Here is a 17,459-nt window from a genome sequence, read left to right on the forward strand (position 1 = left end):
TCGCTCACACGACCTCATAACCGCCGTGACCAGCAGTTACCCCAGAACGCAATAGCCCTGGTTCTTCACCGTGGATCGGCTGTATTCGTCGGCAATCCAGGAGTGAACCGCGCGATCCACCGCGCCATTGGTGATCATCCGAACGGGAATGTGACCGAGTGTCGGCACTACCCGCTTACGCCAACCGGCCAGGTACGGATCAAGCGTCTTACGTTCCAAACCGCGTAGGGCCAGGGTCATCACGCTCTCGCCGTACTCCGTGAGTCGCTTGGTCGCGGCGACCGGGTCGACGCCACCCTTTGCGGCGCTGACCATGCCGTCGAGCCAGGCTTGCGCGTCTTCCGGCGTGGCGACCGTTGTCGACTTGGACAGCCGGCGCTTGCTGGTCGGGTCGGTCCACCGCACCCGCGCCCGGTAGGGCCGGTCGCGGCCGGGCCGGTGCTCGACGTCGGTGGCCAGGCGCACGCCGATCGGTGGCTGCTGCGACGCGGCCATCAGGCCGCCTGCGGGTAGACGCGACTGGCCGACAGCCAACGCTCAACGTCGGCCGTCGCGTACTTCACCACCCGGTCGGAGATCTGGATGAACGGTGGTCCATGCAGGGGTGGCATGGTCCGCAGCGGCGCACGGTTGACGGGTCCACGTCGAGCAGCCCGGCTAACTCGGGCGGCCTCTCAGGTCGCCGGTGCGCACTCGCGCGCGTAGAGCCGCACGAAGGTAGGCAGTTCGTACCGGATCGGACGGACCGTGAGGCTGGGCCGAGGCATCAGCACCGCGCCCGTGTCGACCAGGGACTCAAGCCGGCGACGAGCCTCCGGCAAGGGACAGTCCAGGATGGTGACCGCGTCCTCCAACGTGAGGACCGGCTTCGGTGCTGAGGCCAAGCGGCTGACGTCGGTCCGGTGGACATTGGACAGGCTGTACCAGCTGTCGGCGATCCGTGGGCGCACCGCGAGGTCCCCTGCGACGAGCTCGTCCAGCACCGTGCCCGCGAAGGAGAGACGTTCGGCGTACTCGCGTAGCGGCAGGAAGCGCATGGCGGCGAGCTTCAGCCCGCCCACCCGCACCGCCAGGGGCAGCATCCCGGTCGCGGCGACGACGTCATGGGCGGCCTCCCGGTCGGCTTCGATCCGGTCCGCGCCGATGATGTGTGTCAGCAGGTCGACGGCTTCGGCGGGTGCCAGGCACGGTACGTCCACCCGGTCGGCGCCGGTGATCCCGGTCAGCCGGCTGCGGGCGGTGGCCAGGACGACGCTTTCGCCCTCGGTGGGCAGCAGCGGCCGGAGCGCGGCCTCGTCGACGGCGTCGTCGAGCACCAGCACGAGGCGCCGTCGGTGCAGCCAGTTCCGCCAGGTGTTGGCGTCCTGCATCGGGTGTCCGGTCATCTGCGCGCCCAGTCTGGTGAGGCGGGCCATTTCGGCGAGCACGTCCTGTGGGGCTCGCGGCCGGCCGTCGCTGTCGCGCATCCGGGCGTAGATCTGCCCGTCGGGGAACTCGGGCTGTAGCCGGTGCGCGAGGTGCACCGCCAGCGCCGTCTTACCCACTCCCGCGGGCCCACTCAGGATGACGAGCCTGTTCGTGCGGTGTCGGACGGCCTCGGTGACCTGCGCGGTTTCGGCCGTACGGCCGACGAAGTCGGCGAGGTCGTCGGGGAGTACCCGTAGCGCGGGCACCGCCGGTCCGGGCCCACGCCGTTCACTGAGCATCGACCGGTAGAGGGTCTCCAGGGCGGGCGTCGGGGGGAGCCCGTACGCGGCTGCCAGATGTCGGCGCACGTCCTCGAACACCTGCAGGGCCTCGGTCTGTCGACCGGAGCGGAAGAGCGCGGTCATCTGGGCCGCTCGCAGGCGTTCCCGCTGCGGGTGCCGCCTTGCCAGCTCCGACACCTGGTCTGCGACCACGGTGAAGTTGTCCAGCTCCAGCTCGACCTCCGCCCAGTCCTCGAACAGCTCAAGGTAGCGGCCGGTCAGCCGGTCGGCCTCAGCCGCCAGCGCCGTTGCGCTGTGCATGCCGGCGAACGGGGTGTCCCGCCACAGGCCGATGGCCTTGCGGAAGCAGCGTGCCGCCGCCGTCCACGCCTGCGCCTCGCGTGCCTCCCGTCCGACGTGCGCCAAGCGGTCGAAGTGCATGGAGTCCAACTCGTCGGGGGCGACCCGGATCAGGTAGCCGTCGTCGTGGTGCAGCAGCCGCTCTCCGGTACCGGCCCGTTCGTGCAGGAGCCGCCGCAGGTTGCAGACGTACACCTGGAGGTTTTTCCGCGCCGTCGGTAGGGGACGGCCGCTCCAGACGGCGTCGGCCATATCCTCCACGGACACGGCGTTGTTGGGGCGCGCGAGCAGCATGGCCAGGGTCAGGCGTTGCTTGAGCGGGCCGGCGTCGAGGGAGCCGTCGGCGTCGACGGCGAGCCGGCCCAGGATGGCGAAACGCAAATGTCTCACGTCGGCAATCATGCGTGTCGAGTTGGACCTCACCCTGGACATCTCGTTGGAATGAATTTGAGACTCTCGGCATTCCCGTCGCCAAACTTCACCACCAGGACGTCGTGGCAGGGGGTTCCGTCCAGCCGGCTGCGGCCGACGGCTCGGAGTTGGCAAAGGGCAGTGCCCCCGGCATGGCCGTGCGCGGTCAGCGCGGAGGACCGGCGGGCAGGGCGAGCGCGACGGCGAGCGTCCCGTCGAGGAACACCAGGCCACGGCGCGCGAACTCGTCCAACGCCTCCCGTACCGCCTCGACCGGCAGGCGGTGGTCCAGCCGCGCACTCGCCGCAGCCGCGCTGACGGGACGGTCGCTGCACGCCACATAGAGGTCGGCGAGGGCGCCCCGGAAGGTGTAGGTGCCCTCCGCCCCCTCGTGCCGGCCGTCGTAGATCTGCACAAAGCCGGGTGTCGACCGGTACCACAGCACAGGCCGGCGGTCACCGGCCCAGGCGGCGGTCCAGGCCGCGATCGCGTCGCGGATGCCGTCGTAGGTGGCGTCCGGCAGCGACCCCGGCAGGTCGTAGTCGAAGAAGTAGGCCACCCGCCGGAGGTCCACGTCGGCGGGGTACACGTGGCGGTAGCCGGACTCCGGGGTCTTCGTCGGCGACGCGGCGTACAACGGGCTGAACCGTTCCACCCAGACCCGCCCCGCGCTGATCGGCGGACGCAGGTGCACCAGGTGCCTCATGACGGCCGCCTGTTCGGCGTAGTCCTGTTCGCGCTCTCCCGGAAAACCCCAGATGATGTTCCAGGACACCTGGATGCCGTAGTGCGCCGCCCACCTGAGCAGGTTGACGTTCTGGGCGGCGCGGACCCCCTTGCGCATGAGCTCCAGCACGTGGGAGCTGAGCGACTCGATGCCGGGCTGGACGTGGGTCACCCCGCCGTGGGCGAGGGTGCGGACCTGCGTCCGGGTCAGGTTGGCCTTGACCTCGTAGAAGATGTCGTAGCCGGCTTCCTGTTCGATGAGCACCGGAAGCAGCCCGGTCAGGTACGCCATGTCGAGGATGTTGTCCACGGCCTCGAACCGGAAGCTGCCGTACGTCCGGGTCATGCTCGCCAGCTCGTCGGCGACCCGGCCCGGCGACTTCGCCCGGAACCTCATGGTCGACCCGTTGAGCCCACAGAAGGTGCAGTGGTGCTTGGCGCCCCACCAGCAACCCCGGGCGGACTCGAAGGGCAGCCTGACCACGGTGGACCCACCACCGGGCAGCAGGCCGAGGCGTCCCGCCCGGTCGAAGAACTCGGCGTACTCGGGAAGGGGTAGGTCGTCGAGCCGCCCCATCGGCGGCTCCGGCGGGGTCGTGACGACCGCACCGTCGACGCGGCAGGCAGTACCGGGAATCCCCGCCGGGCTGATGCCGGTGGCCAGAGCGTGCAGGATTCGGGGAAGCGTCACTTCGCCCTCCCCGACGACGGCGACGTCCACCCAGTCGACCGCACGTACCCACTCCGGGCCCATCTCGCCGTCGAAGTTCGCCCCGCCGAAGACCGTGACCAGCTCCGGATGGCGCTGTTTCAGCCGGCGTGCCAGCGCGAAGGAGGCGTTGTTCTGCTGGAAGGTGGAGGTGAAGCCCACCACCCGCGCGTCGTCCCAGGGGTACGACTCCATCAACTCGTCGAGGTAGGCCGGCACCTCCTCCCGGCGGATGCGCAGCAGCTCGTCCCGCCGCCGCCCGGTCGGCCCACCCAGGTAGGACAGATCCTCGCCCAGTTCGTCGACGAGCTGGCTCTTCGGATCCGGGGCGGCGTCGCCGAACGCCTCCACCGAGAACAGCCAGTCGGCGACCATGTTGCTGCGCCGGGAGCCGAGGGCGCCGAAGCGACCGGTCCCGATCCTCGCCGCGAAGTCGAGGTTGGCGTGCAGCGTACGGGCCGGGAAGCCCTGCTCCCGCAGGACCGCCGCGAGCAAACCGAGCTGGATGGACGGACGGTCGACGTCCATGAACGGCATCGTGACGAGCACGACGGGCAGCGCACGGCGCTCCTGCGGCCCGGCCCGCTCCCATCGGGAGCGGGCCGCCGAGTCGACCAGTGGCAGCGGTACGGTCATCACCGACCGGTCACGACTCGGTGACCACGATGGTGCCGGCCGCCGCCGTAAGGTCCACCGCGCCCGGTGTGAACGAGTCCTGGAACTGTTCATGGATCGACGGCTCAGCTGCGTCGGCCGTGGCGGGCCCGCCGATCGTCGCTCCCAGTAGGGCGCCGGCCGCCAGGCCGCCGAGTACCGCCCGGTGGTGCCGGCGGCCCGGCTTCGCTACGTTGTCGTGCTCAGACATCGTCCTGCCTCTCGTTGGTGGGGGTGGTAGGGCGGACATCCAGACGGATCCGCAACTGGTCGGCCAGCGGATGGCCGAGGTCCTTCAGGATGGTGCGGGCCTGCTGCCAGAGGGTGCGGGCGCCGTCGGGGTCGTCGGCCGCCCGCAGGGTGTCACCGAGATGCAGCAGCGTGGTGGCGACCTCGTACCGGTCGCCGAGTTCGCGCCACAGCCCGAGGGCCTGTTCGTAGCAGGCCATCGCCTCGTCGTGGTTGCCGAGGTGGTGGTGGGCATAGCCCAGCGCGTCCCAGATGTCGGCCTGCGTGGGGAAGTCTCCGAGCTCGCGGCGCAGGTCCAGGGAACGGTGGCAGTAGTGCAGCGCCTCCTGGTGGAAGCCGAGCCGGCTGTGGTACCAGCCGACCCAGTTCAGCGCGTGGGCCTCGCCGGCCCGGTCGCCCGTGGACCGGGACAGCTCCAGCGCCAGTTGCGCGTGGTCGAGAGCACCACTGAGGTCGTTCTGCCGCTCCAGTACCCGGCCGATGTCGAGGTGGATGCGAGCCTGACCGGCCCGGTCACTCAGCTCCGCGTACATGTCCAGGCCCTGTTTGACATGGTGCCCGGCGTCGTCGAGCAGGCCCTGTTGCAGGTAGGCGAGGCTGAGCAGCCGGTGCGCCAGCGCCTGCCCCGCGCGGTCGCGCATCCGTAGGCAGGCCGTCAGGGCGGTGTGCAGCCCGGCTGCCCAGTCGTGCCACTTGCCCTGGTAGTTCAGGAATGCCGTGATCGTCCACACCAGCCGCGTCGAGTGGGTGTCGAACCCCTCCTCGGCGGCCAGGTTGACCGCGCCGAGGAGGGCCCGGCACTCCGTCATGAACCAGGTCAGCGCCCGGCCCTGGTCGACGATGTCGGGGACGGTCACGGCTGGGCGGGGCGGATCGACCTCGATCCGGTCGCGGTACGGGTACAGCACCTGGTCGGCGAGGTGCGCTGTGTGCAGGTAGTGGTCCAGCAACCGTCTCATGGCGGCCTGCCGCTCGGCGGCGTTCTCGGGGGTGACCACCAGCTCCGCCGCGTACGCGCGCAGCAGGTCGTGGGAGGCGTACCGGCCCGGGGTGCACTCCTCGACGAGGTGGGCACCGGTCAGTTCGGTGAGCAGTCGACGCGCCGCCGCGGGTGTGACACCGGCGAGGCTCGCTGCGGCGAACACCGAGAAGTCGGTGCCTGGGTGTAGGCCCAGTAGGCGGAACATCCGGGCGACATCGGGCAGGAGGGCCCGGTAGGACCAGGACAGCACCGCCCGGGCATCGCCGAAGGGGCTCTCGCCGACGAACGCGTCCAGACCGCCGTGTGCCTGGCGCAGTTCACCTGCGACCGCGGCCAGGTTGAACCGCGGTTGGACGGCCGCTCGCGCCGCGACGATGGCGAGTGCCAGGGGCAGGCCGTCACAGACGGACACGATGTCATCGACGGCCGCGGGCTCCGCGGTCATCCGGGGGCGGCCGATCCGCAGGCCCAGCAGGGCTCGTGCCTCGTTCGTCGTGAGTCTGTCGACGGGCACCGGCACGGCCCCTAGGGCGACGAGGCCGGGCAGCCGGCTGCGACTGGTGACCACCACCACGCACCCCGGCGAGCCGGGTAGCAGGGGCTTGACCTGCTCGCTGTCCCGGGCGTTGTCGAGGACGACCAGGACCCGCCGGCCGGCCAGCAGGCTGCGGTACAGGGTGGCCTGGTCTTCCAGCCGGGACGGGATCTGTTGCGCCGGGACGGCGAGGGCGTCGAGGAAGCCGTGCAGCGCCTCACCCGGCTCCAGGGCCGAGGCCGTCGGGTCGAAGCCCTTGAGATTGACGTAGAGCTGGCCGTCCGAGAAGCGGTGGCTGGCCCGATGCGCCCAGTGCACCGCCAGGGCGGTCTTGCCCACCCCGGCCGTCCCGGTGATCGCCGCTATCACCATTGACTGGTCGGCCGTGACCAGGTCGTCGAGCCTGCCCAGTTGCGCTTGCCGCCCGGTGAAGTGGGGCAGGGCGTGCGGCAGTTGCGCGGGCGTGGTCGGGCGGGGCACCGCGCGCGCCGGGCCCGTCGACGATTCGACGGTGGGAGTCAGGCTCGGATCGTTGGACAGCATCCGCCGGTGCAGCGACTGCAGTTCGGCGGCCGGCTCGACACCGAGCTCGGCGAGGAGATAGCTGCGTGCCGCCCGGAAGACGGCCAGGGCCTGCGCCTGTTGGCCCGACCGGTAGAGCGCCTGCATGAGTAGCCCTCGCAGCCGCTCCCGCAGCGGCCACCGGGCGACCAGTCGGCGCAGCTCGACCACGAGGTCGCGGTCGTCGCCGACGGCCAGGTCGATCTCGATGCGCTCCTCGATCGCGCTCATCCGCCGTTCGCTGAGGCGGTCCCGTTCAGCGTCGACCACCGCACTGCTCACTCCGTCGAGGAGCGGGCCACGCCACAGCCCCAACGCCTCGTGCAACGTGGTGAGCGTCGTACCCAGGTCGCCCGTCGCCCGCGCCGCGCGGGCCCGGGTCAGACCCTGGTCGAACAGCTCCAGGTCGAGGCCGCCGGGGGGCAGGGCCAGGCGGTAGCCCTCACCTGTCCAGGTCAACAACGCCGACCGGGACAGCGCGACGTCGTCGGGTTCGAGCGCCCGGCGTAGGCCCGAGATGTGTTTCTGCAGCAGGTTGACGGCGTAGGCGGGCGCATTTGCGCCCCACACCTCGGCGATGAGCCTTCCGCGGCCGACCGGCTGGTTGGCGTGCAGCGCCAGTACGCCGAGCACGACGCGTTGCTGGGTGCGGCCCAGGGCCACCGGGGTGTCGCCCCGCCAGGCCCGCAGCGGCCCCAGGATGTCGAGGCGCAGTGCTGACCCGTGCTGACCGCTCACCGCGACCACCAGTCAGTCATGCTCCGCGCCCCCCCAACTTAGGCACCTCGGCGAGTGTAGAAGCTCTGGGCGTGCAAGAGACCAACCGAAAGCACCTCACAGAGAGTCTTCCTGGCGACACCGATTGAGATCGTTGGCTGTGTCGGGCAAGGCCCGCAGCGGGTAGCATCGAGGCTTCCTAATCCACGAGGGAAGGCGTGTTCGTGGCACCCTGGTTCCGCTCGAACGACGGCTCCCTGGCGACCGCGCCGCGGGTGTACTGCTTCTCGCACGCGGGCGGCAACTCGGACAACTTCCTTGAGTGGCAGCCGGCAATCGGCCCTGACGTGCGGATTGTCGCGGTGACGATGCCGGGTCGGGGACACCGGTTCGCCGAGTCGCGCCCCGACTCGATCGACGAGTACGCCGACGCGGCGGCCGAGGCCATCGCCCGCGACGTCGCCGCCTCGTACGTCCTGTTCGGACACAGCCTCGGCGCACTGGTCGCCTTCGAGGTGGCCCGCCGGCTACGCGCCGACTCCCGCCTGCGGCACCTGGTCGCCTCCGGCGCGGCGGCACCGGCTCTGCTGCCGTCGCAGCGGGTGGTGCGCGCGGCGGCGCTGGAGGGCCGGGAGTTCGCCGAGGCTGTCGGCGCGTTCGGCGGGCTACCACCCGAGGTGGTAGCCGCCGAGGAACTGCATGACCTGCTGCTGCCCGGGGTGCAGGCCGACTTCCGGCTCGTCGCCGGCTACCGCTACCGGCCCGCCGCCGCGCTGCCATTCGGGGTGACCCTGATCAACGGCGTCGACGACAGCCATGTGACCGAAGAGCGCCTCGACCGCTGGGCCGACGAGTGCCGGACCCCGCCGCCCCGGATCTGGGTCCCCGGGGGCCACTTCTACCTGCGCGACGACCCGGAACCCGTCATCGAGGTGCTACGCCGGGCCGCCGCGGTCGACGAGGCCCGGACCGCAGGGCACTCCGACCTGCTGATCTGACTCGCGCTGACCGGATACCGGTCCGCGTACCGCTACAGGGCAGCGCGCACCGCCGCCGCGATCCCGTCCACCGCCGGTGGTCGAAGACAACCGTGATGGTCGGCGGCGGAGGCGCTCACCCGCGCACCGCCCCGGAACAGGCGCCGCCAGTCGGGCGCCGCGTCGGGCGACCCGTGCGCTGTCACCAGCACCGCGGCCGCGTCGACTGGTCCGTCGGGGGTGTACCCGGCAAGGGCGGCGACGTGTGCCACGAAGACGGCGTACCGTCGGTCCAGATCGGCCGCGAGAGCGATCCGCTCGGCAGGTTCCGGGGCCAGGCGCGCCGTCAGGTCGGCGAGCTGCTGTGCGACGGAGGGCAGTGCGGCCGCGGCCGGGCGGGGCGAGGCGCGCCCCAGCACCTCGGACACGAACAGCGCGGCGAGTCCCTCCGGCGAGGAGGCGTAGGAACGGATGGCCCGGTACGGCGCGTCCACCAGCACGACGAGGGCGACCTCGCCGCCGTCCGCCTCCAACCGGCGGGCCGTCTCGTAGGCGAGGACACCGCCCATCGACCAGCCCAGCAGACGGTACGGGCCCGACGGCTGCACGGTTCGCACGGTGTCGGCGTACCGGACCGCCATGGTGGCCAGCTCGGTGACCGGGCTGGTGCCTTCCCGCAGCCCGGCCGCCTCGATCCCCGACACCGCGCACGCGCCGTCGAGCGCGCGGGCCAGCGGTGCGTACTCGTGCACGGAGCCGCCGATAGCGTGTACCGCGAACGCCGCCGCCGGCCCGTGGGTGCCGAACGGCACCACCGGCGCGGGCGGTGCCGCCCCGACCGGACGTCGCTGCCTCAGCCGGGCGGTGAGCGCCGCCCGCTGCGCCTCGGTCAACATTCGTGCTCCTCCTCGTTGCGTCGTTCCCGTGGCGCGGCCGGCCCGGCAGGTGCCCGGGGCCGGGCCGCGGGGCGTCAGGACAGGGCGTCCAGGCCGTCCTCGCCGAGTTCCACGTCCTCCAGGCCGTACTTCTCCCGCAGCAGGGCGCTGAGCTGCGACGGGGTCGGGGCGAGGAACACCGCGGTGACGTCGGCGTCGACAGCCAGCTCGGTGCGTAGCCTGGCGATCAGTCGCATGGCCTGCAACGAGTTGCCGCCGAGGTCGAAGAAGCTGTCCTCGACGCTGACCTGGTCGACCTTGAGCAGCGTTGCGTACATGTCGGTGACGACCGTTTCGACCAGCGTGCGCGGGGCGACGAACGTGCCGGCCGACTCGGTGGCTTCCGGCTCCGGCAACGCACCCCGATCGATCTTGCCGCTGGGGTTCAACGGGAACGAGTCCAGCAGCAGGATGTGCGCCGGCACCATGTAGGCGGGCAGCCGTTGGGACAGGTGCTGCCGCAGGTCGGCGACGCTCACCCCGAGACCGTCGGCTGCCGGCCGCGCGTACCCGACGAGCTGCTTGTCACCCGCCGGGTCGTTTCGGACGACGACCACCGCTTGCAGCACCGCGTCGTGCGCCGCCATCGCGGTCTCGATCTCACCCAGCTCGACGCGCAGGCCCCGGATCTTCACCTGCCCGTCGATCCGGCCGAGGAAGACGATGTTTCCGTCGGGGCGGCGCCGTACCAGGTCGCCGGTGCGGTACATCCGCGCCTGCGGCGTGTCCACGAACGGGTCCTCGACGAACTTCTCCGCGGTCAGCTCGGGCCGGTTAAGGTAGCCGCGGGCTACCCCGGGCCCGCCGAGGTGCAGCTCACCGGCGACCCCGACCGGCACCGGGTTGAGGTTCCGGTCGAGGACGTACGCCCGGTAGTTCGGCTTCGGCATGCCGATCGGCGGCGGGGTGATGTCGTCCGGCTGCAACTCCATCATGGTCGCGCCGATGGTCACCTCCGTCGGCCCGTAGCCGTTGCACATCCGCAGACCCGGTCGCAACCAGGACCGGACCAGCTCCGAGGACAGCTCCTCTCCGGCGGAGATCAGCACCCGCTGATCGGGGAACTGCTCGCCGGTCAACAGGTTCAGCACCGCCGGTGGAAGGCAGGCGAAGGTGATCCGCTGGGCGCGCATCAGATCAGCCAGCCGGGTCGGCGACATCAGCGTCTCCCGGGTACCGAAGACCGCCGCCCCGCCGGAGCCGAGTGCCAGGAACATGTCCATCACGGACACGTCGAAGTTGAGCGACGCGAACTGCAGGAAACGGTCGCACTCGTCGAGCGGCCAGTGCGCGACCATGCCCTGGACGAAGTTGACGACCTGCCGGTGCTCGATGACGACACCCTTCGGGCGGCCCGTCGAGCCGGACGTGTAGATCGCGTAGGCGGCGTTGGCGGGGGCGACCGGCGTGTCCAGGTTGCCGTCGTCGACGCTCGCGTCGTCGGTCCAGTCCCGGGTGGGCGAGACGACCGTCGCGGCGAAGTCGCGTCCGCCCGGGTCGGTGAGGATCACCTGGACCCCGGCGTCGTCGACCATGAAGTCGAGCCGGTCGGCCGGGTACTCCGGGTCCAGTGGCAGCCAGGCGCCGCCGGCCTTGAGGATGGCGAGGATCCCGACGAACCGGTCCAGGGAGGGCCGCATGTGCACACCGACGAACGACTCCGGTCCGACGCCGAGGTCACGCAGCCGTCGGGCCGCCCGGTTGGCCGCCGCGTTGAGATGTGCGTACGTCAGGACGCGGTCGTCCATCACCGCCGCCTGGGCGTCCGGCACCCGGACCGCCTGCCGCTCCACCAGTTCGTGCAGCAGCGCCGTCGGGAACTCGGCCGTGTTCGAGTTCCACCCGACCAGCTCGTGGTGCAGGTCCTCCTCGGTCATGACCGGCAGTTCGGAGAGCCGGCGGCCCGGGTCCGCCGCGATCCCGGCCATCAGCACCCGCAGCGACGACAGCATCCGCTCCACGGTCGACGCGTCGTAGAGTGCGGTCGCGTACGACACCTCGACGAGCAGGTCGCCGTGCGCCTGCATGAAGAAGTTGAGGTCGAACTTGGCGGTCGGCGCGTCGATCGAGTCCACGGTGATCGCGATCCCGCCGAACTCGAAGCTCTCTGGCTCATCTTCGATGATTGTGAAACCGACTTGGAACAGCGGTGCCCGGCTCGCGTCGCGTTCTACTTTGAGCGCCTCGACCAGCTTCGGGAACGGCAGGTCCTGGTGCGCGTACGCGGCGAGGGTGGTCTCCTTGACCCGGGCGAGCAGCTCGACGAAGACCGGATCCCCGGACGTGTCGGTCCGCACCGGAAGCGTGTTGACCAGGTAACCGATCAGGGACGCCAGTTCGGGGCGGCTGCGGTTGGCACTGGCGGTACCCACGACGATGTCGTCCTGCCCGCTGTAGCGGTGCAGCAGCACCTGGAGCGCGGTCAGCAGCGTCACGAAGATCGTCGTGCCCTCCCGGCGGCTCAGCGCCCTGAGGCCGTCGAGCACCTCGGCACCCATCGCCGCGCGAGCGACCGCCCCGTCGAACGACTGGAGCACCGGACGCGGCCGGTCCACCGGCAGCTGCACCGACTCGACACCGCGTAGGGTCTCCCGCCAGTAGCCGACGAGTTCGTCCACCGCGCCGCCCTCGAGCCGCCCCCGTTCCCAGATCGCGTAGTCGGCGAACTGGATCGGCAGCTCGGGCAGGCCGGCGGCGGATCCGGTCACCTCGGCGGTGTACAGCGCCGAGAGTTCCCTGACGAGCACCGCGAACGACCAGCCGTCGAACGCGCTGTGGTGCACGTTGAGGTGCAGGGCGTGCTCCCGGCCGCCGAGCCGCACCAGCGCGGTGCGCACCAGTGGTCCCTTCGCCAGATCGAAGGGGAGCAGGCCGAACTCGACGGCCTCCCGCTGGAAGGTGTCGAGCCGCTCGGTGGCCGGCAGACCGGTCAGGTCACGCACCGTCCACATCGCGACCGGTGGAGGCGGGTCGACCACCTGGACCGGCCGGCCGTCGGCCGAGTCGAGCCGGGTCCGCAGGATCTCGTGCCGGGCAACCAGGGCGTCGAAGGCCCGCCCGAGGGCGTCGACGTCGAGCTCACCGGAAAGACGCAGGGTGCCGGGGACGTTGTAGGTGGGCAGCCCCGGAGCGAACTGGTCGATGAACCAGAGCTGTTCCTGGCCGGAGGAGAGCGGCAGTTCGGTCAGATTCGGATCCCGGCGCGGGATTCCGGTGGCGTCGCGTCCTCGACGTAGGCGGGCGGCTAGGGCGGCGCGTTGGGAGTCGGACAACATGGCTGCCTCCAGGTTTGGGGTGGGTGGCCTTCGTCGGTCAGGGTCGGTCAGGCCTTCGCGGCCGGGGCGGGGGCGGGGGCAGCGACGAGCGTGGCGTCCGGACCGGTCGGCAGCGCCGGCAGCCGGAAGACCGGGGAGAAGAACGTCCACGCGATCGGCGATGTCAGCAGCACCACCGTGATCGTCATGGCCGGACGCAGGCCGAGGTACTGCGCGAGCGTCCCGCCCAGCAGCGCGCCGAGCGGGATGGTGCCGAACAGGACCATCCGGTAACTGGCGTTCATCCGGGCGAGCAGCCGGTTCGGGGTGACCACCTGGCGCAGTGACACGGTATTCACGTTGTAGATGACCAGCATGAATCCGGCGACGCCGTACGCGGCGGTGAGCACCGCGACCGAGCCGAGGTCCGGGCCACGGGCGGCCAGGAACATCAGCGGCGCGAGCCCGGCCACGATGGTGGCCGCGCGCAGCATCCGGCCGTACCCAACCCTGCGGGTGATCCGGTTGGCCAGTAACGCCCCCGCGAACGAGCCGAGTGACCCGAGGCCCAGCACCAGACCGAGCTGCTGGGCGCTGAGCCCCAGTCCCCGCACCGTGTAGAGCACGAACACGGTGAGCATCGCGTTCTGGGCGAGGTTGAACGTCGCCGACTGGGTGAGCAGGTTGCGCAGCACCGCGTTGCCGAACACGGCGCGCAGCCCTTCGGCGATCGACTCCCGTACGGTGGGTCGGATCGCCGGGACGTCCGGCTCCGGCTCGCGGATCCGGATCGACAGCAGCAGTACGACGGAGACGGCGTACGACAGGGCGTCGACGGCGAGGGTGACGGGCGCGGTCAGCGCCGCGACCAGGAAGCCGCCGAGCCCCGGCCCGACGATCATGGCCAGCGAGAACGACGCCTGCAACCGGCCGTTGGCGTCGGGCAGTTGGGTTCGGTCGACGACGCTGGGCACGAACGACAGCGAACCCACGTCGAACAGCACGGTGAGGGTGCCCAGTGCCAGCGCCACCAGGCAGAGCACCCACAGGGTGAGGCTGTCGAACACGACCAGCAGAGGCACCAGGCCGATGCAGATGGCCCGGCCCACGTTGCTGGCCACCAGCACCGGCAGTCGGCGCCGCCGGTCGAGCCAGATCCCGGCGAACAGCGAGACGATGACGATGGGCACGTAGCGCATCGCGTTGAGCAGACCGACCTCGAACGCGGACGCGCTCAGGGTCAGCACGGCGATCAGCGGCAGCGCGAAGCGGGTCACCTCGGTGCCGAGCAGCGACAGGGTCTCCCCGATCCAGAACTTGCGGAAGTTGGGGTTGCGCAGGGCACCGGTGGGATTTTCGGCCATCAGTGTTTCCTGGTCCCCTCAGTGAGGACACAGTCGATGCCCCGACCGCGCAGGTACGCCAGAAACGCCGTGGTGTCGGCCGGGTCCGGCAGTGCCCGGTGCAGGCCGGCGGGCGTGGTGCCGTCCAGCACGCCCCCGACCGCGTACGCCAGGGGGAGCGACACGGTCCGCGCCATCGCGCTCTCCCGTTCGTCGCCGGTCAGGTCGAGCAGGTACCGCCCGTGCCAGCCCGCCTCGTCGGTCTGTACGCCCAGCTCGACGGCGAGCACCACCCGGTCGGCGTCCCCCGGCCGCATCGGATGCTGCGCGACGAGTTCGGCGGCGAGGGCGTCCACCGCCCCCGGGTCGCCGCCGCGCAGGACCGCGAAGACGTCGGCCCACGCCTGCGACCAGCCGGCCAGGCGCAGCGTCCCACGCACGAACGTGTGCGGCCGCCACCCGGCAGGAAGGTTGTACTGCGCGACGAACGGCAGGCTGTCCCGGTTCGGATACACCTCGAACGGTTCCCCGTCGAGCGGATAGGTGGTGGTCGCCTCCCACGGTCGGTCCACGTCGCGGACCTCGCCGTCCTCGAACGACCGGGCCGGGGAGCACAGCGCGGAGAGCACGCCGCGCGGGGCCCAGCTGAACCGGTACCGGAAGTCGTTCGGCACCGCCGGCAGGCCGCCGCAGTACGACCGGAAGGTCACTGTCGCCGGGCCGTCACCTACGGCGGCGCGGGCCCGGTCCACCAGGTCGTGGGCGAGGACATGGTCGATCCCCGGGTCGAGGCCGGCCTCGGTGAGCACCACCAGGCCGAGCTTGCGGGCGGGTTCGTCCGCCGCGGCCATCTCGTCGGAGGTGTAGCTGGTGCAGGCGAAGTGGGCGCCACGATCGAGGCACAGCCGCAGCAGGCGGCCGTGTTCGCTCGCGGGCAGCATGGACACCACGACGTCGCCGGACGCGACGGCGTCGGGCAACTCCGCCATTGTGGCGCCGCCGGCGCGCCCGGCCAGGCTCAGCTCGCCCAGGCGGCGGGCCGCCTTGTCCGCGGTACGGCCGTAGAGCGTGACGCTCCTCGCCGCTCCGGCGAGGACCTCCAAGCCGCTGCCGGTGGACAGGCCGGTGCCGGCCCAGTGCACGACACCGTTGGTGGCGATCGGCTCAGACATCGGCGGTCCTGAGGGTGGTGGCCGTACGGAATCGCTCCTCAGCCCGCCGCCACACGTCCGACGGCGGGTCGAGCTGAGTGAGCAGCGGGGTGAGCTGCGCCGAGAAGTCGAGGCTGGCTTCCCGGGGAAGCAGCGACGGCAGGTTGTCGATGGCGATCAGGGCCAGCGGTCGGTCGCCGCCGCGCAAGCGCACCACCGGATCGGGCCATGAGGTGACCCGCTCGTAGATCGGCAGGGTGTTGCACTCGGACGTGACGTCACAGGTCACGTCGCAGATAACCGACAGCCGGCGGGCGTCGTCGTTGAGCTCGACATGGGTCAGGAACGGCGGGATCGGCGTGCTCACGGCTACGGTGTTGACCAGCACGTCGTGGTCGAGCAACCCCGCCCGGTCCATCACCCGGGTTTCGGCCACGTCCCAGCAGGTCGGCTCGATCCCGGCGGCCTCCAGCGCGGCCCGGGCGCCGTGTCCGCAGCGGCCCTGCGCCCCGATCACGAGGACCCGTGGAACCGGGTCGCCCGGGCGTGGGGCCAGCGCCACGTCCAGGTCCTTCTTCTCGTACGGGTGCAGGGGCACGTCGAGCCGGCCACGGAAGCGCAGTACGGCGAGGGCTGCCCCGAGGTAGCCGGCCCAGAAGCCGAACGTGGCCAGCCGTCGACCCCCCTCGTCAGTCAGGTACTCGGCGTCCAGGAGGGTTCCCCCGCCCATGACGAACCGCCGCAGCAGCTCGGGGGCGTCCTCCTGGTTCTTGTATGCGTGCCCGAAGTACACGTGCCGGTGCCGCAGCGTTGCGGGTAGTACCGGCAGTTCCTTCAGCCCGACCACGACGTTGTCTGCGGGGGCGTCGAACCAGTGGGCGGCCGGCTCGATCCGGCAACCGGCGGCGCGGTACTGCTCGATCGGGAAGATCCGCTGGGGCGACTCCTCGACGGTGACGGTCACGCCCGCCTCGACGAGCCGGCGGGCGTCGTCGGGCACGAGCGCGGCCCGCCGCTCCGTCTGGCGGGTTTCATGGCGTAGCCACAGGTGTTGCATGGAGGTTCCTTCCGCAGGTACCGCTACAGCGCGGGGATGCGCGCGTTGGCCAGGGGCAGGTAGGTCGGCGGCGCGAGGTCGGTCGGCTCGAAGCCCGACGCGAGCAGCTCGGACACCACCGCCGCTGCGATCGTTGAGGCAATCGACCGGCCCGGACATGCGTGCGCCCCGGCACCGAAGGTGAAGACCGTCCGGTCGACGCGGTCGGGCCGGAATTCGGCCGGCGCCTCGTTGGCTGCGGGGTCCCGGTTGGCCGCGGCCAGGACGACGAGGACCGCCTCGCCGGCGGCGAGGCGCGAGCCGGCGACGGTCACCGGACCGGCGGCGAAGCGCCGGGTGTTCTGGATCGGCGCGTCGTGGCGTGCCACCTCGTCGACCACCGCCGGCAGCCGGTCCGGTCGGCGCAGCTCGTCGTCGGTCAGCCGGCCCAGCGTGACGATCGTGTTGCCGATCAGCCCGGCGGTGGCGTCGAAGGTCTGCGACAGCAGTCCGATGCCGTTGGCCAGCAGTGCCGCGGGCTCGGTGTCCGGGTGCGCCGCGCGCACCAGCTCGGCGAGCAGGCCGTCGCCCCGATCCCGCAGCGCCGGACCGAGCAGGTCGGTCAGCGCGGCGGCGGCACGGGCCGCCGCCTGCTGCTGCGGCACCGTGGCGGTGGCGGGGATGCATCCCACGAACTCCGCGATCAGGGTGCTCGCCTCGTCGGCGTGGTCGTCGTCCAGCCCGCACAGCACCGCCACCACCTCAGCCGGCACACCGAACATCAGCTCGCGCACCGAGGCCGAGCGCTTCAGCGCGTCGGCGGTGCGTGCGGCGGCGACGGCGGCGGTCCGTTCCGGCCGCGCGGTGCCGAGCGCGGCGACAACGGTCTGCTTGAGCCGCTGCTGCAACGTGCCGTCGGTCATCCGCACCAGCCGGCCGAAGACTTTCCCTGCCGCGGTGCCGACGATGCCGTTGGGCACCGGCTCGGCCGGCGGGCGGACCTGCAGCACGGGTTCGGCGAGCACGGCCGAGACGGCGCCCGCCCCGGCCGCGACCCACATCCGCTGTGCGTCGTCGAAGCCGAACGGCTGCCCGGCGACGAGGTCGGCGTAGTAGGGGTACGGGTCGGGCGAGGTCACGGCGGTGATCGGGGTCAGCTTGGGCACGGAGG

The 17,459-nt window shown here is 71.4% G+C and carries 11 protein-coding genes and 1 pseudogene; 1 reads left to right on the forward strand and 11 read right to left on the reverse strand.

Annotation, left to right across the window (positions count from 1 at the left end):
- Positions 1-60 precede the first annotated feature (60 nt).
- The 5 genes and pseudogenes from ACFHWY_RS25195 to ACFHWY_RS25215 all read right to left on the reverse strand — a co-directional run.
- Positions 61-495, reverse strand: a pseudogene (locus tag ACFHWY_RS25195) (site-specific integrase); the annotation flags it as partial.
- A gap of 179 nt (positions 496-674) precedes the next feature.
- Positions 675-2,438 (reverse strand): BTAD domain-containing putative transcriptional regulator, encoded by a 1,764-nt coding sequence (locus ACFHWY_RS25200; protein ID WP_416582738.1) that lies wholly within the window; start codon positions 2,436-2,438, stop codon positions 675-677.
- 187 nt (positions 2,439-2,625) lie between these two features.
- Positions 2,626-4,530, reverse strand: a complete 1,905-nt coding sequence (locus ACFHWY_RS25205) for a RiPP maturation radical SAM C-methyltransferase (protein WP_416582739.1) — start codon at positions 4,528-4,530, stop codon at positions 2,626-2,628.
- Between the two features lie 10 nt (positions 4,531-4,540).
- Positions 4,541-4,759, reverse strand: a complete 219-nt coding sequence (locus ACFHWY_RS25210) for a hypothetical protein (RefSeq protein WP_416582740.1) — start codon at positions 4,757-4,759, stop codon at positions 4,541-4,543.
- On the reverse strand, positions 4,752-7,613 hold the full coding sequence (locus ACFHWY_RS25215) for an AfsR/SARP family transcriptional regulator (protein WP_416582741.1): 2,862 nt from the start codon (positions 7,611-7,613) through the stop codon (positions 4,752-4,754). Before ACFHWY_RS25215 ends, ACFHWY_RS25210 begins: the two co-directional genes overlap by 8 nt.
- 203 nt (positions 7,614-7,816) lie before the next feature.
- Between ACFHWY_RS25215 and ACFHWY_RS25220 the strand changes: the two genes are divergently transcribed.
- The gene (locus ACFHWY_RS25220) at positions 7,817-8,590 is read left to right on the forward strand and encodes a thioesterase II family protein (protein ID WP_416582742.1); all 774 of its coding nucleotides are present in this window, start codon (positions 7,817-7,819) and stop codon (positions 8,588-8,590) included.
- Positions 8,591-8,622: 32 nt separating this feature from the next.
- Here the strand turns inward: ACFHWY_RS25220 and ACFHWY_RS25225 are convergent, their stop codons facing one another.
- From ACFHWY_RS25225 to ACFHWY_RS25250, 6 genes are all read right to left on the reverse strand, one after another.
- The gene (locus ACFHWY_RS25225) at positions 8,623-9,465 is read right to left on the reverse strand and encodes a thioesterase domain-containing protein (RefSeq protein WP_416582743.1); all 843 of its coding nucleotides are present in this window, start codon (positions 9,463-9,465) and stop codon (positions 8,623-8,625) included.
- 74 nt (positions 9,466-9,539) lie between these two features.
- Positions 9,540-12,779 carry a non-ribosomal peptide synthetase gene (locus ACFHWY_RS25230; protein ID WP_416582744.1) on the reverse strand — a complete coding sequence of 1,080 codons (3,240 nt, stop codon included), beginning with the start codon at positions 12,777-12,779 and terminating at the stop codon, positions 9,540-9,542.
- 47 nt (positions 12,780-12,826) lie between these two features.
- Positions 12,827-14,122, reverse strand: a complete 1,296-nt coding sequence (locus ACFHWY_RS25235; RefSeq protein ID WP_416582745.1) for an MFS transporter — start codon at positions 14,120-14,122, stop codon at positions 12,827-12,829.
- Positions 14,122-15,273 carry a saccharopine dehydrogenase C-terminal domain-containing protein gene (locus tag ACFHWY_RS25240; protein WP_416582746.1) on the reverse strand — a complete coding sequence of 384 codons (1,152 nt, stop codon included), beginning with the start codon at positions 15,271-15,273 and terminating at the stop codon, positions 14,122-14,124. Before ACFHWY_RS25240 ends, ACFHWY_RS25235 begins: the two co-directional genes overlap by 1 nt.
- Complete coding sequence (locus ACFHWY_RS25245; protein WP_416582747.1) at positions 15,266-16,309, reverse strand: saccharopine dehydrogenase; 1,044 nt, start codon at positions 16,307-16,309, stop codon at positions 15,266-15,268. Before ACFHWY_RS25245 ends, ACFHWY_RS25240 begins: the two co-directional genes overlap by 8 nt.
- A gap of 23 nt (positions 16,310-16,332) precedes the next feature.
- Positions 16,333-17,454 carry a cytochrome P450 gene (locus tag ACFHWY_RS25250; protein ID WP_416582748.1) on the reverse strand — a complete coding sequence of 374 codons (1,122 nt, stop codon included), beginning with the start codon at positions 17,452-17,454 and terminating at the stop codon, positions 16,333-16,335.
- Positions 17,455-17,459 lie beyond the last annotated feature (5 nt).

Source organism: Micromonospora sp. LOL_024 (assembly GCF_048060415.1).
Lineage (GTDB): Bacteria > Actinomycetota > Actinomycetes > Mycobacteriales > Micromonosporaceae > Micromonospora.